Below are 24,302 nucleotides of genomic sequence, written 5' to 3' on the forward strand. Positions count from 1 at the left end.
AAATCCTCCTCCATAAAAAAGAACCTGTACGTTTAAATTTGTAAGGTTCTTCTCATCTGATGACAAAATTTTTTACTTTTTGGGACAAACCGAAGATGAATGACTGTTTTGGTACTGTATTTTCCACCGTCAGTAATTGTACGTTTCGTTCTTCCTGTATAACGGAATGGTAGGTTCCAAGTGTTCCCGTATACACAAGCTGCATTCCCCGGTGGCTGCGGATATCTGCCGGTGTTGTAAAACAAATCGGTTTTTTAAATTTCAGTGCCTCCACATCATTCAGCACCGTCGCCACAAATTGTGAACAGAATAATGCATTGCTGCGGTTAATTTCAATTTGCAATAGTACACCAATCAATCCAATGAAATTATATTTATAATTGCCTTTCTTCAGTTCAATCTCGGCAATCCGCTCTTTTATCAGTTTAACATCTTTTTCCGTAACGTTAAATGCGTATATGGCACATGCAGCATTCCGTAAGAAATTACTTCGTATATCCTCTTTTACAAACCCGCCGATAAATGGATTGTGCGGATTCTTTCTCCCGAAGCTGTACACCTGCTGCAATTCAGGGTCAAAGGCAAGTGAAACGTGATTCAATGATTGTTTTGTAACGTAATTGATCACCTTTGACAAATATGTCCCTGTGTCTGTAAAGAGAAAGTATATCGTTCTTTCTTCCATTGACTCCCCCTCCGTCAAAAGCCATTCCAAATTGTCATGGCAGCCTTTTAACGATATATCCCGTTACTTTATTGTTACATATTTTTCCTGAAAAATATAGTCCTTTTTACCGATTCGACAAAATCCGGGCGGCGCCTGTCATCTGTCGAATTTTCTGCGGGTGCTTTTAAACGTCATGATTGACGAAATGCTGCAAATCCCGTAATCTAACGGTGATGACTATTTAATGGAGGTTCACGTTACCCATGATTACTGTTAATAATGTAAGTTTACGTTATGGAGATAAAAAGTTATTTGAAGATGTTAATCTGAAGTTCACTCCAGGGAACTGTTATGGATTGATTGGTGCAAATGGTGCAGGCAAATCAACATTTTTAAAAATACTTTCCGGAGAAGTCGAAGCCCAATCCGGGAATGTTTCCTTGTCCACCGGTGAGCGAATGGCAGTCCTGAAACAGGATCACTTCGCCTATGAGGAATATGAGGTACTGGAAACTGTTCTGATGGGACATGAACGGTTATATGAAGTGAAGCAGGAAAAAGACGCAATCTACATGAAGGCTGACTTTTCCGAGGAAGATGGCATGCGTGCTGCGGAACTGGAAGGCGAATTCGCGGAAATGAACGGCTGGGAAGCAGAATCAGATGCAGCTGTCCTTTTGAAAGGACTTGGCATTGATGAGTCCCTGCATTCCAAGAAAATGGCTGAAATTACCGGTGATCAAAAGGTAAAAGTTCTTTTGGCACAAGCGCTGTTCGGCAATCCGGACATTCTGCTGCTGGACGAACCGACAAACGGCTTGGACATCCATGCCATTCAGTGGCTGGAAGAATTTCTGATAAACTTTGAAAACACGGTTATTGTCGTCTCACACGATCGCCATTTCTTGAACAAAGTGTGCACACACATTGCAGATGTGGATTACGGTAAAATCCAAATCTATATCGGCAATTATGACTTCTGGTATGAATCCAGTCAGCTGGCAACAAAAATGGCCCAGGAAGCGAACAAGAAAAAAGAAGAGAAAATCAAAGAACTGCAAGCTTTTATTGCCAGGTTCAGCGCAAATGCATCAAAGTCCAAACAGGCAACATCACGTAAGAAACTATTGGACAGCATTACACTGGATGACATTAAACCATCTTCACGGCGCTATCCATACATTTCCTTTACACCGGATCGTGAAATCGGAAATGATCTGCTGCGTGTTGAAGGATTAACGAAAACAATTGGCGGGGAAAAAGTTTTGGATAATGTCAGTTTTACGATGAATAAAGACGATAAAATTGCCTTCATCGGAAAAAACGAAATTGCCAAGACAACACTTTTCAAAATTATTATGGGAGAAATGGAACCTGATGCAGGAACCTATAAATGGGGTGTTACAACATCACAGTCCTATTTCCCTAAAGATAATGCCGCATATTTTGAAGGCAGCGAACCTACTTTGGTTGAGTGGCTGCGTCAATATTCGCCGGAAGATGAAACCGAGACATTCTTGCGCGGATTCCTTGGGCGCATGCTTTTCTCCGGTGAAGAGGCACTAAAAAAGCCAAGTGTCCTTTCCGGTGGGGAAAAAGTTCGCTGTATGCTGAGCAAAATGATGCTTTCAGGTTCGAATGTACTGATTTTGGATGAACCGACAAACCATCTGGATTTGGAGTCCATTACAGCATTAAATAATGGACTGGTTAAATTTAAAGGATCCATCCTCTTCACATCACATGACCATCAATTCATTCAAAGTATCGCAAACCGCCTGATTGAATTGACCCCGAACGGCGTGATTGATAAGGAAATGAGTTATGACGAATATATTGCCGATAATGATTTACAAAAGAAAGTAGAAGCAATGTACGCGGTCTAAACATTCCATTTCCATAGAGAAGCCCCCAGCTGATTACCAGCTGGGGGCTTCTTTTACAGTCTTAATTCTGTGTCTGCAATTGTCTTTCTTTATATTCTTCATTGTACTTATCATTATAAAGATGACATGCAACAAAATGATCCTTCTTATATTCCTGCCACTCCGGCTCCACTTTGGAACAAATATCCATCGCATGCGGACACCGTGTCCGGAATCGGCAACCGCTTGGAGGTGCAATCGGACTCGGCACATCCCCCTCGATTACAATTCGTTCACGGGAACGTTCCACTTGCGGATCAGGCAGCGGAATCGCTGAGAGCAATGCCTGTGTATACGGGTGAAGCGGTTCATCGTAAATATCATCACTGCTTGCCACTTCCGCCATATTACCAAGGTACATAACACCGACACGATCACTAATATGTTTAACCATCGACAAATCGTGGGCAATAAATAAATAAGTCAGTCCGCGTTCCTTCTGCAGCTTTTGCATCAAGTTTACAACCTGTGCCTGGATGGATACGTCAAGTGCAGAAATTGGCTCATCCGCGATAATGAAATCCGGATCCACCGCCAATGCGCGGGCAACCCCGATACGCTGACGCTGTCCACCACTAAATTCATGTGGATAACGGTTTGCGTGTTCCTGGTTTAACCCAACTGTTTCCAGCAGTTCATAAACCCTTTTTTGGCGTTCCTGTTTATTTTTTGCCAGATTATGAATATCAATACCTTCTGCAATAATTTCCATAACCGTCATACGCGGGTTTAGCGATGCATACGGATCCTGGAAAATCATCTGCATTTTACGGTTAAAAGCTTTTAAGTCTTTTTTGGATTTTTTTCCGTGAACATTGACACCTTCAAAGTTCACTTCACCTTCTGTTGCATTATACAATCTTAGAATCGTCCGTCCCGCGGTTGATTTACCACAGCCGGATTCGCCAACAAGTCCAAATGTTTCACCTTTATATATATCAAAACTTATGCCATCGACAGCCTTCAAAATTTCTTTTCTGCCGACTTTAAAGTGTTTTTTCAAATTTTTAATTTCCAGCAGTTTTTCATTTGAATGTGACAATTTTCAACCCCCTCATATTTTTGGACGTAATCCAAATTATTTATTTGATTATACGGTTTTGTCAGTCAAATAGTTCAATATGAAAGTTGCAATCTACTTAACGCTTGCAGCTTTAACAGCTTCCGGCGGTTCTACATCCGGTGCGCGTTCATCAAGCAGCCAGCATGCAGCCGTCTGTGTTTCACTTACTTTTGTATGTTCCGGCATATGCTCGGTACATACCTTCATCGCATGCGGGCAACGTGCTGCAAACGGACAGCCTTTTGGCGGATCTGACAAGTCCGGTGGTGTACCGGCAATTGTCATCAGATCATCCCGTTTCTCATGCAGACGTGGCATGGACGATAACAATCCCCATGAATACGGATGTTTAGGATTATAAAACAATTCATCAACTGTTCCAACTTCAACTACCTTGCCGCCATACATAACGGCAACACGCTGTGCCATGTTGGCTACAACGCCAAGATCGTGTGTAATCAGAATAATCGACGTATCCCCTTCAGCCTGTAAATTCTTCATCAAATCAAGAATCTGTGCCTGAATCGTAACATCAAGTGCTGTTGTCGGTTCATCGGCAATCAGAACTTTAGGGTTACAGGCAAGGGCAATCGCAATGACCACCCGCTGTCGCATACCGCCGGAAAATTGGTGCGGATATTGTTTCACACGTGTTTCCGGGTTCGGAATACCTACCAGATTCAACAATTCAATCGCACGTTGTTTCGCTTCAGGTTTACTCATATTCTGGTGTTTAATTAAACCTTCCATAATCTGCTTTCCGACAGTCATTGTCGGGTTCAGCGATGTCATTGGATCCTGAAAGATCATGGAAATCTCTTTACCTCGTATATTTTGCATCTGTTTATCTGTTAATTTAGTAAGGTCTTTCCCATCAAATAGAATTTCTCCGGATTTAATCCGTCCTGGCGGGCTTGGATTCAATTGCATAATTGTTTTAGAGGTAACCGATTTACCCGAACCGGACTCACCCACAATCGCAAGTGCCTCACCTTTCTTTAATTTCAAATCTACCCCCCGGACAGCCTGTACCTCTCCGGAAAATGTATCAAAGGATACATGCAAATCATTTATCTCTAATATATTTTCCAACACTGTCTGCCTCCTATCTTCTCATTTTTGGATCGAGTGCGTCGCGCAGACCATCGCCAAATACATTAAATGCAAGCAATAGTAAACTGATTAGCACACCAGGGAACAATGCCTGGTATGGATGGAACTGTATTTGGTGAAACCCTTCATTAATTAATGATCCGAGTGATGCATTTGGTGCTGGCACACCAAGTCCAATAAAGCTTAGAAATGCTTCCGAAAATATCGCATTTGGAATACTGAACATCATCGTAATTATTATCATCCCGACAGTATTCGGAATTATATGCTTACGGATAATCCGACCATGCTTCGCACCCAGTGCCCGTGCAGCCAGTGTAAATTCCTGCGTCTTTAATTGAAGGGTTTGCCCCCTTACGATCCTGGCTTGACTAATCCAGCCCGTAAACATTATTGCAAAAATAATCGGAACAATGCCCGGTTCTAACACAACAATAAGCAAAATCATTAGCACTAGTTGTGGTATCCCAATCAGAATTTCAATAATTCTTTCCATAAATTCGTCGACTCTGCCGCCGAAATAACCTGAAATACCACCATAGATGACACCGATTATAATGTCACCGACACCGGCAACAAGTCCAATCAGCAAGGATACTTTTGTCCCTTCCCAAACACGAATCCATAAATCACGACCGAGTTTATCGGCACCAAACCAATAATTTTCTTCAACACTACGTGCTTCGTACATATCTATATCATCCTGATTAATGCCATCAAATGGCAGCCAGGACACACCTGAAAGCCAGGAGACTTTCGGAGGCAGATTCGAGCGGAGCAAATTTTGATCGTCAATCGTTTCCGCCGGACTAAAATACGGTCCAATAAATGCCATAGCAACAATTGCAAGGATAACTAATAACCCCGCCATCGGCGCTTTTTGTTTTCGAAGACGTCGAAAAGCATCCTGCGAAAAGCTAACACTCTCGGTGGCGATTTCCTCTTCTTTACCCGCTTCAATTTCAGCCGGTTCAAACATATCTTGGGTGATTTCATCTTTTGATAATGCCATTATGAATCGCCTCCTGCCAGTCGAATTCTAGGATCAATAATTCCATATACCAAATCAGTTAAAAAGATTGCGATAACGAAAAACAGCGCAAATAGGATTGTTGTCCCCATAATAACCGGGTAATCGTTTGTAAATATAGCATTTACAAATGCATCACCAATTCCCGGAATTGCGAAAATTTGTTCAATAACAAGTGATCCGGTCACAATGCTGGCAGTCGCTGGTCCAACAATCGTAACAATTGGAATCAACGCGTTACGGATGGAATGTTTTGTAATTACCGTCGACCTTTTTAGGCCTTTTGCCTTAGCCGTAACGATATAGTCAGACCCCATAACTTCTACCAATTCTGTCCTCATGTAGCGGGCAATAATCGCAACAAAACCTACCGCCAGTGAAATGACAGGCAGAACATGGTTCTGCCAACTCGTCCAATATGCGAGTGGAAGAATGTTTAACTTTAATGCAAAAACATACTGCAGCAGCATTGCAAATATAAAGGATGGTACGGAGATCCCCAAAACTGCAAACAGTGTGGTTCCATAGTCAAGGGCACCACCTTTTCTAAGCGCAGCAATTGCACCCAAAATAATACCGAACAATGTACCTACTATAACTGCTTCCAGTCCAAGCTGAGCCGAAACCGGTAATTTATTTCCAATAATTGTCCCCACAGAACGTCCATCATATTGGAAAGATATTCCAAATTGCCCTGTCAGCACATTTCCTAAATAACGCACGTATTGTACAGGCATCGGGTCATTCAGCCCATATTGTTCGTTTAATGCTTCAATTTGGGCTTCTGTTAATTTCGCGGCATTCTGGTATGGAGTACCGGGCAATAATTTAACAATCCCAAATGTTAGAGTTATGATGACTAGCATCGTAAGGCACATATATGCCACACGTTTTAAGATATATCCTACCAAATTCTCACACCTCCATAGTTTGTAGTTATATTTTCTAATTATTAGGACCAAAAGTCAATATAAAATTCTGCCATTTTTAAATATGAGCATTTTACTGCAAAAGAAAAACTTCGGCGCAAATCACCTTCACAAAAGGATTTTGAATAGGTATTCAATCTATTAAATTGTGTGATATTTTTCATGTTTATTTTTTAAGCGCTTTCATATTTTTGCGTTGTTCAAAATTTTCAGAGCAGAAAAAATAGAGGTGCGCACCTTGAAATACGCACCTCCCTTTCAATCCTTCGTAAAGCCGATTGACTTAACGTTTAATGTTTGTAAACTTTAGCCTCTCTAAAGTAGTATTCAATACCGAAACTTTGAGGTACTATACCTTCCACATAAGGCTTAATTACAATCGCTGCACCCGCCTGATACGTTGGGATAGTGTAAGCTTTTTCAATCAGAAGTTTTTCTGCTTCTTTCAGTGCTGCCCAACGTTCTTCCGGTTTTTGTTGTTTAGCAAGTTCGCGTGCCTTTTCAACCAGCTTATCATACTTTGGTCTTTCAAGGCCTACACCATCTGTATTCGGGTTACCTGAATACCAGTAGCCTAAGAATGTCATTGGATCCTTGTAGTCAGGGCACCAACCGGAACCTGCACCAATTTCCTGCTTATCATTTTGAGTATACTCAAGGTATGCGTTCCAAGGCAATTTCTTGATGGTAACTTTCAAACCTTTCAGCTGTTCAAGCTGGTTCGCCATGTATTCACCCATTTGTGCGGATGTATCACCATCTGTAGTTGCATATTCAACTTCAAGTGTGTCTATTCCCAGTTCTTTCTTCGCTTCTTTCCAAAGTCCTTTTGCTTCCTCTACTCCGCCAGGGAGATAATCTTCTACACCTTCACGGAAGTCTTTTCCATCCGGCCCAGTTGCAAGACCTTTAGGTACGATGTATTGAGCTGGAATAGAACCATTGTTCAGCAATACATTTGTTAAACCTTTTCGGTCAATAACCATGGACATGGCCTTACGAAGTTTTTCATTTTTAAATTCAGGTACATTATTCGCATTCAAAGTCCAGTAGAATACACAGTTTTTAGGTACCTGCTGGAAATCAGGTTTATCTTTCCAGGCATTTACCTGCTCTGCAGACAGTCCATCCATTTGAATTTCATCTGATTTGTAAAGACTCAACTGAGTATTCTTTTCCTTTACCACTTTAAATGTTGCTTTTGTAATATTAACTTCATCTGCTGCATAGTAATCTTTATATTTTTCCAGTGTCCAACCAACACCGTGATCCCATTTTGTAAGTTTATATGGTCCAACGGTTAGCAAGTTTTCAGGTTCTTTCGCAAACTTGTCACCTTGCTTTTTAACGAAGTCTTCATTTAACGGACCAAACTTATTAAATGACAATAAACTTGTAAAGAACGGGATTGGTGATTCCAATTGTACCTGCAATGTATGTTTATCAACTGCTTTAACGCCCAGCTTTTCTACCTTGCCGTAAATATCACTATCCTCATTCATGATCTTGTCGGCGTTTTTAACATTTGCAACGCCCATAATGTAAGCATATTCAGATTTTGTGTCAGGATCAATCAACCGTTGCCAAGCATATACAAAGTCACTTGCAGTCAATGGATCTCCGTTAGACCATTTAAGGTTTTCACGTAATTTAAACGTGTATGTTAAACCGTCTTTACTAACCTCAGGCATATCTTTCGCCATTTCAGGCACCATTTCTTTATTCTTAAATGTTATTAGACCTGGGTGAGTCCTTTGAATAACCTCCGCAGAAGTTGTATCAGTTGCGACAGAAATATCAACTGATGGTAAATCAGACCCACGGACAAAATGCAATACTTGTTCTCCCGCCAATTCTTTGCTTGCGGATGACTTTTCACCATCATCGCCGCCGGAAGAACTGTCAGATCCACTCTCGCCGGAATCACCGCCGCTACATGCTGCAAGCACCATACCGAGCGCTAACAACAAAGCAGCAACAAATGACCACTTAAATTTCCCCTTGCTCATAAATTTGACCCTCCTCAAAATATTATGTGTCTCGCAGACAATCCTCTTCTAATATTCATCTTTGTTTGAAAATTGTCTACATAAGCATTATACAAGTATTCACACTTTTTTGCATTAGTTTTTTTTGATAATTTTAAAAAATGCCTATCAGGTTACGTTTCCGCAACAAAAAATAGGTCTTTTTACCCATGTATTTTATAGTGACTTCAGCAAGCTTTTTAATACTTTCTATCAGAACCAATGGAAAATTGTAGTGATTTTTTTTAACCGATTTGATAAGATATTAGAAGAATTGAGGTGATTTTTTGGGTAATAAACTTTTTACAGGCACTTTTATAACGGGGGTTGTTTTAAGCCTTGCACTCTCCTATTTTATATACAAATCCTTTACATTACTTGCGCTTATTAATGCAACTTTTATAGTCAGTTTGTTCTATTTAATCTTTGGTTCTGCATTATTTTTAGTTCAAACCGGGTTTTTTAATGGTATTACGTACAGCTTCAAGCGCTTTTTCCGGCGAACCAAAAAAATTGATGAAATGATTTATGAAGTAAATCCACAGTTGGAAGAGGATAGCTACCTGCCTAAAGATCATTATTTTCCAATTTGTTATCCGATCCTGATTGCCGGTGGTGTATTCTTTATCATAAGTCTCATTGCCGCGTTTATGATTTAGGTTTTCTTATCTGCTGAATTCACCATACAAAAAGCGGAATTGCACGTTATATACAAGATTCCGCTTTAGCAATGTTTATTTAAATTATTCTGAGCAGTGATCCATAACGCACACCTTTTTTATGACACTTTCTCAAAATCCGCTTTTGTCAATTCCGGCGTTGCTTTCCTCTCAATCAAAATTGCATCTTTTCGTAATTTACGAACGCGTGTATCTTTGATTAATGCCTGTTTCATGCCCTCGATCATATAATTCATTGCCAGAATGGTTATAGCAAATGCTCCAAGTGGTACCAGCGGCAGCCATGGCTGGATATCAAGATATGCGTAAGAATAACCAATCAGTCCGGACCATTCTGCTGTTAATGATTCAAACCCATTATCCATCAGATGATGTTTCAATGTTCCGCCCAGAAATAGTTTCAATAAGCCAAGATGCACAAGCAATACAAGCACCTGAATCACCTGTTGGCCGAAATTAATCCAAAGTTTCGGGGCTAAGTGCGGCATGACGTGCTTTTTCAGAGTATGCCAGCGTCCGGCACCAATCACACGTGCCCCTGTAATAAACTCACGCTCCAGAATCATTTTCGTTTCATTTCCAATCAGAACAGAGATTGTCGGCAGTGCAATAATGACAAAAATGAGCAGTTCAAAGACCATCCGTTCCCAGAACCCTTCCGTAAATGTCCGGGTAAATTCATCCTGGATCAATACAGGCTTCAATATGACATAAGCAAGCAAGGCTGTCGGCAAATATTGAAATGCCTCCGTCAATCCGGTAATAAATTTGTTGGCCCGCTTTAGAAAAAACGCATAAAACAGGCCAATTCCGGTTGAAAAAATCATTCGTAAAACCGCGGCAACAAAGGCAAATCCGATTGTCATCTTTGCTCCTTTTAACAACAAATATAAATAATCCTTGCCAAAACGATCCGATCCCAAAGGTGGAAGTTCGGATGGGCTATGCGGTGCAGCCCCGGTAAGTTTATGATCTTCATAGAGCAGATCATATTCCGGTACCGGAGCACCATAAAACCAATGGATCATACTGGCGAGAAACAATAATGCAATATAGGAAAATCCGATAACAAACAGCGGCTTCTTAAACAGTTCCTTTATCATTACAACACCACCTTTTGTACAGCAACTTTTTCAATGATGAATTGCCCGATAGACATGATGATAAAAATTGGCACAAAAAGAAGGATGATTCCAATTGTAAAAATTTGCGGAGTCGGTAATGAGATCATAAATTGGATTAAACCGCTGATAGCAAAAATATATTCCACCACCAGCAGATTGGACAACATAATCCAAAGAATGAATTTGGAATGCAGAAAAATACCCATAATCGCATTGCGCAAAATATGCTTCAGCAAAACCGCATAGTGCTTCAACCCTTTCGCTTTGGCGAGTTCCACGTACGGCTGTTCCGACTCTTCTTCCAAATCCAGTATAAAGATACGATACATGAAAATGGTCGGCAATATACTTAACGCGATAATCGGCAATGTATATGGCTGATGGTCGCCATATTCAGCAATATAGAACATTAAAATCCCCGTTTTCTGGTACATCCAAATAACTGCTATCTGAAAAATTGCTATGACGAGGACATCCGGCAGTGACTCCAGGGAGAATAATATAAATTTAGTCCCATCAATCAATTTTCTTGGAAGCAGCAGCGTAACATAGGCAAAAACAATCGCTGCAAGAAAAGCGATAAAAAAAGAACCAAACAACAATGTCATGGAATATGCCCATGGGTCAAGTATTTTCGGAAATAATGACCGGGAGATTCCCTCAATGGTATACGTCCACTCCCACGGACGGACAATGTCTGGTATTATAGCTGTCAATTGGCTGAAATAGGAACCAAAGTCAAGATGAACCCCATTAAAAAGTGCTGGTAAAGACCCTATCAAAAAAATCCCTATTAAACTTAAAATAAATTTCACACCTGTCCGATATGTAAAACTTCCCATTTTTTAACCCCCCTGCAAACTCTACCATTTCTTTATACCTACATACTAACATAATTCGGATGAATTTTTTAAATATTAGTTCAATAGATATTGTTGAAATTTTTATTGTCATTATTCTAAAATATAGTACAATTGATTTTATAAGCTGGCACAGAAAAGGGGGAATACTGCAATGAAAAACATCTTATTTGCAGCTGCGTTAGTTGCGGTTCTGGCTTTGGCTGCCTGCTCTTCGGACAACCAGACTGCAAGTGACGAAGGAACAAACAGCGACAGCCAGTCTGAAACATCACAAAATGAACAACAGGATAAAAATGCGAAACAAGATAAGCAGGAAGAAGATAAAAAAAATGAAAATACTACAGATTCAAAAGAGGCACCTGCCCAGTATCAGGTTTTCATTGAAAAAACGAAATTCAAATTTAAACAGCAAAAAAAGGAGGATGTACACTTTAAAGTATCCAAGAATGGCGAGCCATTTAGTGGTGGTGAATTGGGATTACTCATAAAACTGCCTATTGGCGATTTGCCCTATCAAGTGGAGAAATTAAAAAATGGAAAATTTGTTAGTAAAGTTCAAGTCCCGGAATCAGGCGTGTATGACGCCAAAGTCTTCAAAATGGAAGACAATGAAAGGAAGATTCTTGGTCAGTTTCGATTGTCATTTGAAAAGTAATGTAAATGGATTTATCCAAGCCTTTTGTAACTTAAAAAGCCCGTAACGGTACCGACCGTCACGGGCTTTTTAAGTTATTTCGTCTTCAATTTTTCCAGCATGTCCTTTGTCATACCTTCTAAATTATACACCGGGGCAAATCCCCACTCTTTCGAAGCTACTGTTGAATCGATACTGTCCGGCCAGCTATCGGCAATTTCCTGCCGTACCGGGTCCACGTTGTAGGATATTTCAAAATCTGGTATATGCTTTTTGATTTCCCTCGCAAAATCATCCGGAGCAGCAGAAATAGAGGAAATATTGAACGCATTACGGTGTTCCAGTTGATCCGAATCTGCTTCCATCAATTTCATAATTGCATTCAATGCATCCGGCATGTACATCATGTCCATATATGTATTTTCAGCAATATAAGAAGTGTATGATTTATTTTTGAGAGCTTCATAATAAATTTCCACTGCATAGTCAGTCGTACCGCCGCCTGGTGGAGCGACATAGGAAATCAGACCAGGAAAACGGACGCCGCGAGTATCTACACCAAAACGACTGTAATAGTAATCACAAAGCAGTTCTCCTGCCACTTTGTTGACCCCATACATCGTTGTGGGACGTTGAATTGTATCCTGAGGTGTATTTTTCTTTGGTGTTGCCGGACCGAACGCGCCTATAGAACTTGGTGTGAAAATTTGCAGGTTAAGTTCCCGGGCAACTTCCAAAGCATTCATCAGCCCGCCCATATTTAAATCCCATGCTTTCTGCGGAATAGCCTCCGCTCTTGCTGACAAAAGTGCTGCCAGATGCATAATTGTATCCACTTCATATTTTTTGGCAACCGAAAATAAATCTTCGGCGTTCGTTACATCAACTATCTCGAATGGACCATCTTCATTCATATTTTCTTTAATATCTGTGGCAACTATATTAGAAGTACCATAGTTTTCTCTTAATGTTGTAACAAGCTCCGAGCCGATTTGACCCTGTGCGCCTGTAACCAAAATCTTTTTCATAAGCTGTTTTACCTCCACCATCAAATCAAAGTCTCATCCGGATTAGATGAGACCCATTTCTTTTCCAACTTTTTCATATACAGCGATTGCTTCATCGAGCATTTCCTTCGTATGTGCAGCGGTCGGCATGTTGCGGACGCGCCCTGTACCTCTTGGCACAGTCGGGAAAACAATCGATTTTGCGTAAACACCCTCTTCATACAACCGTTTACTGAACTTTTGCGCATTCTTTTCGTCGCCGATAATGCATGGTGTAATTGGTGTTTCGCTGTTTCCAATATCAAAACCGAGTTTCTCCAGACCAGCCTTCAAATAATCACCGTTCTCCCATAGCTTTTCATTGAGATCGGTTGATTCAAGCAGCAATTCAACTGCTTTCGTACTTGCGGCTGCGTCCGCCGGTGTTACTGCCGTTGAGAACAAAAATGGACGTGAACGAACTTTCAGCCAGTCAATCAATTCCGCTTTTCCAGCGACATATCCACCGATGACACCAATTGCTTTTGACAATGTTCCCATTTGAAAATCCACTTTATCCTGCAGATTAAAATGCTTAACAGTTCCGGCTCCATTACCAAGCACTCCTGAACCATGGGCATCATCAACATACGTAATCAAATCAAATTCCTCGGCAATTTCTACAACTTCCGGCAATTTGGCAATGTCACCGTCCATGGAAAAGACACCATCGGTTATGACCATTATTTTATTGTATTGTCCGGATTCAACGGCATTTTTCGCCTTTTGCCGCAGATCGTCCATATTAGAATGTTCGAATGGAATAATCTTCGCCTTGGATAGTCTGCATCCGTCAATAATCGACGCATGGTTCAATGCATCGGAAAGAATCGCATCGTTTTTATCCATAACCGCTGAAATTGCGGCCATATTACAGTTAAAACCGGACTGGAACGAAATAACCGCCTCCGTTCCCTTAAATTCCGCAAGCTTCTTTTCCAATTCTATATGTAAATCCAGTGTGCCATTAATCGTGCGGACAGCACCTGCACCTACCCCGTGCGAATCAACTGCTTCCTTGGCAACTTCCTTCAAACGTTCGTCCGTTGCGAGTCCAAGATAGTTATTGGAAGAAAGGTTAATCAGTTTTTTCCCGTCAAGCGTAATGACCGGACCATTTGCCCCTTGCACTGGATCGATTTCATTGTAGAGACCGCGTTGTTTTAAATCATCAATATTTTCCTCGAGAAATGTATGCAGTACTTTACTTGTCATTCAAAATTTCCTCCCTTATTTTAACTAGACATACACCGTTAATAGTTTAACATATCAAGTGTAGTATGTAATAATCCTATCCGAATCATGCAAATTTCTGCATGCGCTTTCAAAAAATTCCACAGAAAATGTTGCAAAAAATGATGGAAGAATCGTTTTAATTTTAATATACTAATGATAGATATACAAATTGGGGGAAAATTGCAGGATGAAGAAATTATTGATTGCCATCTTTCTGACGATGATTATCAGCTTTGGTATTATTGGTTACTCACAGTCTACTGATGATGCAAATGATATTGTGGAGCCGAAGCAGGATGCGGATCACAACACAATTGTGGTTAATTAATAGAGGAAGAAAGCAGAATTGGGAAAGCACCAAAAAGGTGCTTTCCTTTTTAAATTGCTGACTGTATTCTATTATTCTACGATTGTTACATCAACTGTACGTCTGCCCCAGTCATATGCTTCACTTTTTGTTGGGACATAAACATCTATTTTGTTGCCTTGGATTGCACCGCCGGTATCAGCAGCAGTAGCATAACCATAGCCTTCTACATATACTTTAGTACCTAAAGGAATAACATTAGGGTCAACTGCAATCACTTTTGCATTTGGATTAGCATTCAGATCCACACCTGTTGCAGTTACACCAGAGCATCCCGCGCAATCAGCAGTATAAGCTGTTGAAGATACTGTAATTGTTTTACCTTGTGGCTGCTCATTATTCTGTTGTGTAGTTTCGGCTGCTTCTGCAGTATTTTCTTCAGTTGTTGATTCACTTGCACTACTGTTATCTGCAGCCTTCTCATCAGCTGCCTCAGAGCTTTGTTCTTTATCCTCTGCAGGTGCGGATGCATCTTGTGCCTGGTTTTCACCACTTAGCTCGAGTGTCTGTCCAGGTACAATTACATATGATTCAAGGCCGTTCCAAGCCATTAAATCATCAACAGATACATTGTTTTCTTTTCCAATGCCGTAAAGTGTGTCGCCTTTCTTAACTTTGTACAATTCATTTATCATTAATTTTTGTTTTGGATGTATAACAGTTGATTTTAGGTCATTTGCTTCTTTTAATTCGTCGACAGTTGTGTCATACTCCTGAGCAATTTGCCAAAGAGTATCTCCTTTTTCTACTTTATACTCTGCTGCCGATGCAGTAGTTACAGTTGCGCCAGCAATAATGATACTAGTAGCAATTGCGGCTACCATTTTCTTCATGGGTGTTCCCTCCTTAAATTTCTGACAATGCTTATCCTATCACACAGGGATGGGCAATGCAGTTACAGGAAATTTAAGAGTCTGTTACAAGAGTTACCAATCTGGCAAAAGAATATTACAATTATAATAGAATTGTAACGAAAGGAACCTTTATTACAAAAAGACAGGCATTTTTGTAACAGGGATTTATTTGTAAATGCTGCTATGAGCGCGTTTTGTAAAAAGATTTGCCTTTTGTAACCAAAAACATTCCAGTAGCAAAAACGAGTATTGACAAAGCACCTGCCGTTAAAAATAAACGATCAAATCCGGCTTGAATTGCATTCGAAAGCATTTCTGACAGTTTATGCTGTATGTCGGGATCCGCAATCCGCGTTATTTTTTCGGCAAGGTCATTGTAATTGCTGCCAGTAAGATCTGCTGACACTTTATCGCCGTATGTATTTTGGATTAATGTTTCCGCTTTGGAAAACCCTCCTGCTATGAATGCCGCGTATAACGCAGGAAACAAGGTAAGTCCGATTTGTCGTGTCAGTGACAATGTCCCAAGTGCGGAACCTTGTTCATTTTCCCGCGCACTTTCGCCCGCAAGTACGTTCAGCGGTGCGCCAAGCAAAATACCCAATCCAACACCTGCTAATACACTTGCAATCGAAAAGGTCCAAAATCCTGTTACAAAAAACGGAAACATTACGAAACCGATACAGCCAATAACCCCGGAAAGGATGATCGTTTTGTCCGCACCTTGTTTGTCAGTCATGACCCCGCCCAAACCGGCACCGATTCCGGACGCAACAGCCATTGGTGTCAGCCAGTAACCGGCATTTGCAACCGGTACCTGCAACACCTGCTGAACATAAGACGGGATAAAGATAATCCCTGCCAGGAAACCGCCTGACAGTAAACCCAAAATAAGTGTAACCTGGAACAAACGGGTGCGAAGTAATGAATAGGCTAGAATCGGGTCTCCGCCGCGCTGCTCTAATTGATGTTCGTGGAACAGTAAACCGGCAAACAACAATATCCCAACAACAATAAATAAAAGAATGAAGATGCTGGATTCGTTGTTCATTCCCGTAATGCCATACATCATTGCTAATATCGCGAAACTGAGCAGGAGAATCCCCTTGTAGTCAAGTGCATTTGCCGTAGCCGATTTTGATTCCGGTATTGTGATGACCCCTGCAACAATCAGGAAAATAGCAATTGGAATATTAATCATAAACATCCACTGCCATGTTCCGGTAACATTCAAAATGATCGCACCGAGATTCGGGCCTATAATCGCCGATAGCCCGTGCATTCCTCCAAGCATCCCAAGTGCTTTTCCCTGCTTATCCTTTGGCATTGTCGCCAGTATGTGTGAACTTCCAATGATAAATATACCACCGCCGCCAATAGCCTGAATAAAACGGGACAGAAGCAGAATAGGGAATGACGGACTGATGGCAACCAGTAATGAGCCCACTCCAAAGAGGGCTATTTCGGTAACAAACAGCCGTTTTCTTCCATATTTATCAGATAGCTTGCCCACAATTGGTACACTGATGGCGATGCCAAGTGTATATATGGTGATACTCCATGCACCCCATGAAGCGGATACATTAAATGCATCGTTTATGGTTGTTAGTGCTGTACTGATTATTCCATTATCAAGCCCAGCCATAAAGACTCCAATTGTAAACAAGGTCAATGACCACTTATGTGATGAATTCATTTTTACATCTCCAGTACATATGTAAGCGGGCCATCCATAACGTGACCCGCAGTTATTACGTTATTATTCTACTTAAAAATACTTTCAAAGAAGTTCCGGATAGCGTTAAAGATGTCTTTAAAAAATGTCTCCACTTTGTTCCAGAACCCTTCATCATTAACGATTTCGTTGAATTTGTCTTTTACGCTGGATGCAATATCATCCAGCTGTGATGCAACTTTGTCAAAATTAATGTCAAGGTTGCGCATTTTTTCAAACAAGTCCACCAGCATTTGCCGGTCAGCATCACTCAATGAAATCTCAAGCTTATTCAACTGTTCTTTTACAATTTGTTCTATTTCTTCTTTGGTAGCAGGATCTTGTTTGGCTATTTCTTTTTTGATTTCTGTTAACAATTCACTGACCTTTTCCTGACTCAATCCTTCATTGTTGGCAAGGTCTGTTGCAACACCAAGTTCTTCGTCTGCCACCTGCATACGGTCTTTATCAAGTTGTACGCCTTGTGCATCATATGCCTTATAGATTCCTGTCAATGCTGAGTGCCCGCTGACCTTTATCGGTGATGCAACATCAACCGTTGCATTTTCCACGCCGGCAGTCAATAGTGCATTCGCGTACATTTCCGGTGTTACCTGCGTAATATTGTCCGGTGTCACAATATTGATATCAAGTCCGTGACCTTCTTCCTCACGGGTGATTTTAGCAGAAGAATACATATTGGAATTTGGATTTCCATTAATGTATTTTGCAATATCCTCACCTGTAACGGTATATTCCTCCACATTTGCTGCATCCTGGACATCAAGCAATTCTCTGACTTCCTGTTCTTGGGAGTCTGATAATGTTTCGCCATATACTACAATCGGAACACCAAGTTTTTCATTAATTCCGTCCCCTGTTGCAAAAACAGATCCGGTAAATCCTGCTGCCAGAACGATTGCCATCATCCATATAAAACTTACTCTTACCAAGTTTTTATTCATGTCCATACTCCTTTAGTTTTTCAAATTACTACCTACATTATAAAGCTTTCAATCAAATATGAATAGATTTTTCCGGAATTGTTTTAATCCCTGCCGTACGGGAATCAGCTAATGAGCATTTTTGTTTCATTTCGTATATTACTGCTATATATTTAGGGTAACGAAATAAATTTGGAAAGAAGGGATTTGTTATTCCAGAACAAAATCCTAACATTAAACGCAATTTAATCATTATGTGGTTTGCGAATTTTTTTGTTGCCGGGAGCATTACGATGGTACTTCCATTTATCTCCCTCTACATTGAAGAATTCGGGGTATTCCCGGATTCGTACGTACAGTCCTGGTCCGGGTGGATTTTTGGGATTACCTTTGTGACAGCTTTCATTTTTTCACCAATCTGGGGGCGTATCGGTGATAAATACGGCCGAAAAAACATCCTGATCCTTTCAGCAGCCGGATTAGGAGTCTCTGTTCTGCTGATGGGATTCGCCAATTCCGTCTGGGAACTTTTTTTATTGCGGTTGTTCATGGGGGTTTTCACCGGTTTCATCCCAATGTCACAAGCGATGATTTCTACCCAGACACCGAAAAAGATTGCCGGGCAAGTACTTGGAACCTTGCAAACAGGCAGTATTACAGGGGCTCTGATGGGACCGATGCTTGGCGGAGCACTTGCCGATGTATTTGGGTATGCTTCCACGTTTAGATGGACTTCCATCACCATTATCGCTTCCGGATTGATTGTATTTTTCGGCGTCAAAGAATTGCTTGTCCAAAAAGATGATACGGAAAAAGAATATAAATCTTACACATCCAAAGAAGTTATGCTGCATGTGATCAGGAACCCGGTATTGCTGATTGCCATGCTTATCTCAGCCCTTGTACAGATTGCCCACTTCAGTATTCAGCCAATTTTATCATTATATGTAGCTGAAATTCATGGCCCGGCTAATATTGCATTCTTTTCAGGGGTTGCCTTTTCTGCTGCGGGTCTTGGCAATCTGCTGATGGCAAAACGGTGGGGAAAACTTGGAGACCGGATTGGCTACACAAAAATTATGATCTTTTTATTATTTATGGCCGGAATCGTATATTTCCCGGGAGCATTTGTCACCAACATCTGGGAACTTGTAGTTTTACGATTTTTACTTGGCATCTCAATTGGCGGACTTGTTCCGGTTCGGATTGCATATATCAGGCAGGAGGCACCATTATCCATGCAGGGTGAAGTGCTTGGGTATAATACGAGCCTGCGTTTCCTCGGAAATATTATCGGTCCCGCACTTGGCGGTATCGTTTCCGGGTTTTATGGTTTTACAGGAGTCTTTTTTGTCACAAGCGCTCTGCTGATTCTTGGTGGCATCATTATGCTGCTTGCATGGTACCGGCATGAATATGAGAGAAAACAACCCCGCCATTTGTCATCGACTCGGGGACAGACGTAAAACTTCGTCCAAAATGATTGATTATTGCTATCGAATATGCTAAAACTAACAGAGTCAATATTTTTTAAGCAGAAAGAAAGTGATAGCAATGGGTATAGTCGTTGTTGAGATTTGTGACGGAAATGCAATCACTGCTTTAGATATAGAAGGAATCATTGAAAAGGAATTTCCCGAAGTTGCAGTTTTGATGAATGAATGCTTATCATATTGCGGTCTTTGCAGGGTGAAACCTTATGCACTGGTCAATAATAAACGCGTTTTCGGCAACACACCCGAAGAATGCCTGGACAAAATTCGCACAGCAATCAAAGAAGAACTGGCTGTTTATCAATAATCAGCCAGTTCTTTATTTTTGTCGAAAGTCCTGTGTTCGATGATTTTCAACATTTCCCGTCAATATATTTCCCGGGAAATATGTCGAATGAATTTCCTTACAAACTTGCTTTTAAAATTTGAAACGAATCATGTCGTGTAAGTTTTTTAAATTTACCGTATGCCGGTTTCGCTTCCACACTTTTATCTGCAATAGCTTCTATTTCTTCTTCTGTCAGGTTATATTCCGACAAGTTTTGCGGTGCACCAAGAAGATTCCAGAAATTGCGCAGTGCCTCAATCCCTTCCAATGCGACATCATGATTGCTTTTGCCTTCCGGGCTGACAGAAAATACGTTAACGGCAAGTTGTTTGAAACGGGCTTCGTTTTGCTCATCCAATACATGCTTCATCCAATTTGGAAAAAGAATCGAAATTCCCCCGGCATGTGGAATATCGTGGATTGCCGACACCGCATGTTCCAGATCATGTGTCGCCCAATCCCCTTTGCTGCCCATATTAAGCATACCGTTTCGTGCCAGCACCGCATTCAGCATCACCGTTTCCCGTAACGCATAACTGTCCGGATTTTCAAGCAAACGCGGTCCGGTTTCTAGTAAATCCTTTAAAATAGTTTCACAAAGACCGTCCTGTACCGGTGTATTCAGTGAATGGTGAAAATAGTTTTCCAAAACATGTGCCATAATATCAACAATGCCAAATGTTGTTTGTTCAGGTGGAACCGAATATGTAAACGTCGGATCCAGGATGGAAAACTTCGAATACGTAAACGGGGAACTCCACCCTTTTTTCTCTTTCGTTTCCCAATTTGTAATGACAGAGCTCGCATTCATTTCCGAACCCGCTGAAGCCAGCGTTACAACTGTTCCGAATGGAAGTGCTCCACTAGGGCGTTCTTTCTTTGTAATCAAATCCCATACATCGGCATCATTTTGTGCACCTATCGCAACTGCCTTGGCAGCATCAATAACACTCCCGCCGCCGACTGCCAGGATGAAGTCAATGTTTTCAGACTTACAAACATCCACCGCCCGCTTTATTGTCGATAGCTTTGGATTGGGCTCGACACCGGAAAGTTCAATGGTTTCTAAGTTATCCCCCGCTAAACTTTCCATTATCCGGTCATAAACGCCATTTTTCTTTATACTTCCCCCGCCATACAATAACAGTATTTTATTTCCATATTTGGATATTTCATTGGGAAGTGCACCAAGCTGATCTTTTCCAAAAATCAGCTTGACCGGATTTTGAAATGTAAAATTCTCCAACTCTACTCCCCCCCTTACAACTTATAATTTGTATGCAACGACGTCCATCTCAACCAATACGTCTTTAGGGAGTTTGCTTACTTCCACCGTTGCCCTTGCAGGAAATGGATCTGTCAAATAACCACCGTAAATTTCATTAACCGTAGCGAAATCATCCATTGACTTCAAATAAATTGTAAATTTTACCACTTGGGCAAATTCCACATCTGCTTCATGCAGAATTGCCTTTAAATTTCTCAACACCTGTTCTGTCTGATTTTCAATACCTTCGACAACTTCTCCTGTTTCAGGATTAATTGGAATTTGTCCGGAAACATAAACAAAATCACCTGCCTGAATCGCCTGTGAATACGGGCCAATTGCCTCTGGAGCATTTTTTGTAAAAATAGATCGTACCATTATGAATTCCTCCTTATTTTTCAGCAGTCATTTTCTGCTTGTATTGCATCACATCACGAACATAATAAATATCTCCGTAACATGCATTATATTGTTTTGCTTCTTCCCTTAAACATGAGTAGATTGACTGATTTTCAGCTGACCTGTACATCTTTTGGGAAAAATCAATAGCAACTTCTATGGAATACGTTCCCGATTTTTGATGGACGTAATCTATGAAACCTCTGCCAAAATTATACGATTGAACGGCAAGTTTTAAATCTCCATCTGCTTCATTGATTGCTTCCGAAAAATAATAAACACCTTGCTCGATGGATCGTTCCGGATTGTCAATGCATCCTCTGTGACCGCAATAACTTTCGGATGACTGCATCGGGTCATTACCCCTGCCGCCCGATTCCTGCATCATCATTGCCAGCAGCACATCAACATATTCTGTTACTCCGTATTGTTTTGCATACTTCTCAACTACCGGTTTGTAGTTCCACACCTTTTCATTAATAAGCGGGCGGGATATCTCAAACTCCTGCTCCGCCAGCCGGAAGGTAAGAATAGAAACCAAAATAAACACACCGACCAGCATTCCTGTTATGACAACTGTTTTTTGAATGGCTTTCTTTGTTGAGCGTTTCATTCCATCCCCCGATAACTCTTCTCTTTATAGTAATTGTTTGGTTGCAGGATTCCGTTCCCAAACCATATCCATTGTAGCATTTATTTCTGTTTCTGTTTACTGCAATATTTTTTATAATAATTCCAATTGTATGATATTATTGAGATGCGCTTGTACACTACTAAAAAGGGGATGGTTTGCCATGATGCAAGTACCATTAACGGTAGGTCCTTTGCTGGAACGTGCCGAAAAGTTTTTTGCAAAGAAGGAAGTTATTTCACAGACACACGATAAACTCCATCGACTGACATATGCTGAGATAGGAGGGCGGACTCGAAGGCTGATGAGTGCACTGGAGGCACTTGGCATCCAAAAAGGTGATCGTGTCGGAACACTGGCCTGGAATCATCACCGTCATTTGGAAATCTACTTTGCTGCTCCCGGAATGGGTGCCGTACTGCATACCATCAATATCCGCCTGTCACCCGAACACATTATCTACATTATCAACCACGCCGAAGACAAAATCTTGTTTATTGACGAAGATGTTTTGCCCCTTATCGAAGCAGTCCAGGATAAACTGACAACCGTTAAAGTGTTTGTCGTCATGACCGACAAAGAAGAACTTCCTGATTCCGTACTCACGCCATTATTTTCATATGAAGAATTGCTCCGCACCGGTAATCCGAAATATGAATTTGATAAAAGCCTTGATGAAAATGACCCGGCAGGAATGTGCTATACTTCTGCAACTACCGGCAAGCCAAAGGGTGTTGTCTATTCCCATCGCGGAATTGTTCTGCACAGCCTGGCACTTGGTCTGGCGGATTCAGCCGCTATTTCAGAATCGGATGTTTCCATGGCAGTTGTTCCACAATTCCATGTCAATGCCTGGGGCACACCATTCGCGTGCACATGGTTTGGAACGACACAAGTAATGCCTGGACCACGCTTTACCCCGAAACGGCTGGCTGCATTTATTGAAAAATTTAATGTAACGGTTACAGCAGGTGTCCCTACCATTTGGCTTGGATTGTTACGTGAACTGGAACAGGGCGATTATGATACATCAAGCCTTCGTGCCGTTCTATGTGGTGGTTCCGCTGCACCAAAAGGATTAATTAAAGCATTCGAGGAAAAATACAACATTCCATTTATTCATGCATATGGTGCAACAGAAACAACCCCACTTGTTACATTGTCACGTTTAAAAAGCTATCAGCAGGATCTGGATACTGGGGAAAAACTGGATCAGCGGTCCAAACAGGGAATTCCTGTCCCCGGTGTGGAAATGAAAGTAGTGGGAAATGCCGGCGAGGTGAAATGGAATGGTGAGGAAATGGGAGAACTATTGCTCCGCGGACCATGGATTGCAAATGAATATTACCTCGATGAACGAACGGAACAAGCATTTCAGGATGGCTGGTTTCATACCGGCGATGTCGTTACGGTTGATGAAGAAGGATCCATTAAAATCGTTGATCGCACTAAAGACTTAATAAAGAGCGGCGGCGAGTGGATTTCCTCCGTTGACCTTGAAAATGCATTAATGGCCCATGAGGCAGTTTTTGAAGCAAGCGTTGTATCGATACCCGATCCGGAATGGCAGGAGCGGCCGGTTGCCTGTGTCGTACTGCATGATGGATATGTCGAAAAGGTAGGCAAAGATGATTTGCTTGAATTCCTTCGTCCGCAATTTGCAAAGTGGTGGCTGCCTGACGATGTACTATTTTTTGATGAAATCCCGAAAACATCTGTTGGAAAGTTTCTGAAACGGGAGTTAAGGAAACAAGTTAAGGAACATTATAATTTACAAGGCTGATTGCATAGAAAAGCCGTATCACTTCACATCGTGATACGGCTTTTCCGTGACATCTAATGAGCAAATGATATATATCTGGGCATTCGTGCTGAATTTCGTCGCTTCACATCAGAATACGGGCTCTCTTCCCCGAATTCGGGCCTTCGCATCAAAATACGAGCCTTCATCCTAGAATTCAGTCCTAC

General features: G+C 41.2%; 23 protein-coding genes. 7 read left to right on the plus strand and 16 right to left on the minus strand.

The features are described 5' to 3' along the window. Window positions 1-52: 52 nt before the first annotated feature. A complete protein-coding gene (locus B1K71_RS17970) occupies window positions 53-685 on the minus strand; it encodes a hypothetical protein (protein WP_077329436.1) in 633 nt (210 codons plus the stop codon). Window positions 686-930: 245 nt separating this feature from the next. Between B1K71_RS17970 and B1K71_RS17975 the strand changes: the two genes are divergently transcribed. Next, on the plus strand, window positions 931-2,553 hold the full coding sequence (locus tag B1K71_RS17975) for an ABC-F family ATP-binding cassette domain-containing protein (RefSeq protein WP_077329437.1): 1,623 nt from the start codon (window positions 931-933) through the stop codon (window positions 2,551-2,553). Window positions 2,554-2,614: 61 nt separating this feature from the next. Here B1K71_RS17975 and B1K71_RS17980 read toward each other — a convergent pair whose 3' ends face one another. The 5 genes from B1K71_RS17980 to B1K71_RS18000 all read right to left on the minus strand — a co-directional run bounded on the left by B1K71_RS17980 (window position 2,615) and on the right by B1K71_RS18000 (window position 8,736). Continuing rightward, a complete protein-coding gene (locus B1K71_RS17980) occupies window positions 2,615-3,634 on the minus strand; it encodes an ABC transporter ATP-binding protein (protein WP_077329438.1) in 1,020 nt (339 codons plus the stop codon). Between the two features lie 93 nt (window positions 3,635-3,727). Then, the gene (locus B1K71_RS17985) at window positions 3,728-4,747 is read right to left on the minus strand and encodes an ABC transporter ATP-binding protein (RefSeq protein WP_077330366.1); all 1,020 of its coding nucleotides are present in this window, start codon (window positions 4,745-4,747) and stop codon (window positions 3,728-3,730) included. Between the two features lie 13 nt (window positions 4,748-4,760). Next, complete coding sequence (gene opp3C, locus B1K71_RS17990) at window positions 4,761-5,780, minus strand: oligopeptide ABC transporter permease (protein ID WP_077329439.1); 1,020 nt, start codon at window positions 5,778-5,780, stop codon at window positions 4,761-4,763. Then, window positions 5,780-6,709 carry an ABC transporter permease gene (locus B1K71_RS17995; protein ID WP_139343358.1) on the minus strand — a complete coding sequence of 310 codons (930 nt, stop codon included), beginning with the start codon at window positions 6,707-6,709 and terminating at the stop codon, window positions 5,780-5,782. The genes opp3C and B1K71_RS17995 overlap by 1 nt, the downstream gene beginning before the upstream one ends. 308 nt (window positions 6,710-7,017) lie before the next feature. Beyond that, a complete protein-coding gene (locus B1K71_RS18000; RefSeq protein ID WP_077329440.1) occupies window positions 7,018-8,736 on the minus strand; it encodes a peptide ABC transporter substrate-binding protein in 1,719 nt (572 codons plus the stop codon). A 305-nt stretch (window positions 8,737-9,041) separates the two neighbouring features. Here B1K71_RS18000 and B1K71_RS18005 point away from each other — a divergent pair, with 305 nt between their 5' ends. Next, complete coding sequence (locus tag B1K71_RS18005; RefSeq protein WP_077329441.1) at window positions 9,042-9,413, plus strand: DUF3899 domain-containing protein; 372 nt, start codon at window positions 9,042-9,044, stop codon at window positions 9,411-9,413. Window positions 9,414-9,532: 119 nt separating this feature from the next. Here the strand turns inward: B1K71_RS18005 and B1K71_RS18010 are convergent, their stop codons facing one another. Beyond that, entirely contained in the window at window positions 9,533-10,537 is a 1,005-nt protein-coding gene (locus B1K71_RS18010; protein WP_077329442.1) for an ABC transporter permease, read from the minus strand. Continuing rightward, window positions 10,537-11,400, minus strand: a complete 864-nt coding sequence (locus B1K71_RS18015; protein ID WP_077329443.1) for an ABC transporter permease subunit — start codon at window positions 11,398-11,400, stop codon at window positions 10,537-10,539. The genes B1K71_RS18010 and B1K71_RS18015 overlap by 1 nt, the downstream gene beginning before the upstream one ends. A 172-nt stretch (window positions 11,401-11,572) precedes the next feature. Between B1K71_RS18015 and B1K71_RS18020 the strand changes: the two genes are divergently transcribed. Beyond that, complete coding sequence (locus B1K71_RS18020; RefSeq protein WP_077329444.1) at window positions 11,573-12,076, plus strand: hypothetical protein; 504 nt, start codon at window positions 11,573-11,575, stop codon at window positions 12,074-12,076. A gap of 74 nt (window positions 12,077-12,150) precedes the next feature. On the opposite strand, the gene B1K71_RS18025 is transcribed toward B1K71_RS18020, so the two are convergent. Together B1K71_RS18025 and B1K71_RS18030 are read right to left on the minus strand one after the other, a co-directional pair. Next, window positions 12,151-13,083, minus strand: a complete 933-nt coding sequence (locus tag B1K71_RS18025; RefSeq protein WP_077329445.1) for an NAD-dependent epimerase/dehydratase family protein — start codon at window positions 13,081-13,083, stop codon at window positions 12,151-12,153. A gap of 42 nt (window positions 13,084-13,125) precedes the next feature. After that, window positions 13,126-14,316, minus strand: coding sequence for a glycine C-acetyltransferase (locus B1K71_RS18030; protein ID WP_077329446.1), 1,191 nt, complete (start codon window positions 14,314-14,316; stop codon window positions 13,126-13,128). A 208-nt stretch (window positions 14,317-14,524) separates the two neighbouring features. Between B1K71_RS18030 and B1K71_RS20035 the strand changes: the two genes are divergently transcribed. Beyond that, the gene (locus B1K71_RS20035; protein ID WP_175631962.1) at window positions 14,525-14,665 is read left to right on the plus strand and encodes a hypothetical protein; all 141 of its coding nucleotides are present in this window, start codon (window positions 14,525-14,527) and stop codon (window positions 14,663-14,665) included. 71 nt (window positions 14,666-14,736) lie between these two features. Here the strand turns inward: B1K71_RS20035 and B1K71_RS18035 are convergent, their stop codons facing one another. The 3 genes from B1K71_RS18035 to B1K71_RS18045 form a co-directional block, all read right to left on the minus strand. Next, entirely contained in the window at window positions 14,737-15,537 is an 801-nt protein-coding gene (locus tag B1K71_RS18035; RefSeq protein WP_077329447.1) for a LysM peptidoglycan-binding and 3D domain-containing protein, read from the minus strand. Window positions 15,538-15,739: 202 nt separating this feature from the next. Continuing rightward, window positions 15,740-17,254 carry an MFS transporter gene (locus tag B1K71_RS18040; RefSeq protein ID WP_077329448.1) on the minus strand — a complete coding sequence of 505 codons (1,515 nt, stop codon included), beginning with the start codon at window positions 17,252-17,254 and terminating at the stop codon, window positions 15,740-15,742. A 68-nt stretch (window positions 17,255-17,322) separates the two neighbouring features. After that, window positions 17,323-18,237, minus strand: a complete 915-nt coding sequence (locus B1K71_RS18045; protein WP_077329449.1) for a DUF1002 domain-containing protein — start codon at window positions 18,235-18,237, stop codon at window positions 17,323-17,325. Between the two features lie 233 nt (window positions 18,238-18,470). Between B1K71_RS18045 and B1K71_RS18050 the strand changes: the two genes are divergently transcribed. Further along, entirely contained in the window at window positions 18,471-19,682 is a 1,212-nt protein-coding gene (locus B1K71_RS18050) for an MFS transporter (protein ID WP_077329450.1), read from the plus strand. 88 nt (window positions 19,683-19,770) lie between these two features. Beyond that, on the plus strand, window positions 19,771-20,016 hold the full coding sequence (locus B1K71_RS18055) for a YuzB family protein (protein ID WP_077329451.1): 246 nt from the start codon (window positions 19,771-19,773) through the stop codon (window positions 20,014-20,016). 97 nt (window positions 20,017-20,113) lie between these two features. On the opposite strand, the gene B1K71_RS18060 is transcribed toward B1K71_RS18055, so the two are convergent. The 3 genes from B1K71_RS18060 to B1K71_RS18070 are packed head-to-tail and all read right to left on the minus strand — an operon-like array spanning window position 20,114 to window position 22,316. Then, the gene (locus B1K71_RS18060) at window positions 20,114-21,283 is read right to left on the minus strand and encodes an iron-containing alcohol dehydrogenase (protein WP_077329452.1); all 1,170 of its coding nucleotides are present in this window, start codon (window positions 21,281-21,283) and stop codon (window positions 20,114-20,116) included. Between the two features lie 21 nt (window positions 21,284-21,304). Then, on the minus strand, window positions 21,305-21,682 hold the full coding sequence (locus tag B1K71_RS18065; RefSeq protein ID WP_077329453.1) for a RidA family protein: 378 nt from the start codon (window positions 21,680-21,682) through the stop codon (window positions 21,305-21,307). A 13-nt stretch (window positions 21,683-21,695) separates the two neighbouring features. Continuing rightward, entirely contained in the window at window positions 21,696-22,316 is a 621-nt protein-coding gene (locus B1K71_RS18070; protein ID WP_077329454.1) for a lysozyme family protein, read from the minus strand. A 181-nt stretch (window positions 22,317-22,497) separates the two neighbouring features. On the opposite strand from B1K71_RS18070, the gene B1K71_RS18075 reads away from it, so the two are divergent. Beyond that, window positions 22,498-24,117, plus strand: a complete 1,620-nt coding sequence (locus B1K71_RS18075) for a long-chain fatty acid--CoA ligase (RefSeq protein WP_077329455.1) — start codon at window positions 22,498-22,500, stop codon at window positions 24,115-24,117. Window positions 24,118-24,302 lie beyond the last annotated feature (185 nt).

It is taken from the genome of Virgibacillus siamensis, from assembly GCF_900162695.1.
In the GTDB taxonomy this organism is placed as follows: Bacteria; Bacillota; Bacilli; order Bacillales; family Amphibacillaceae; genus Lentibacillus; species Lentibacillus siamensis_A.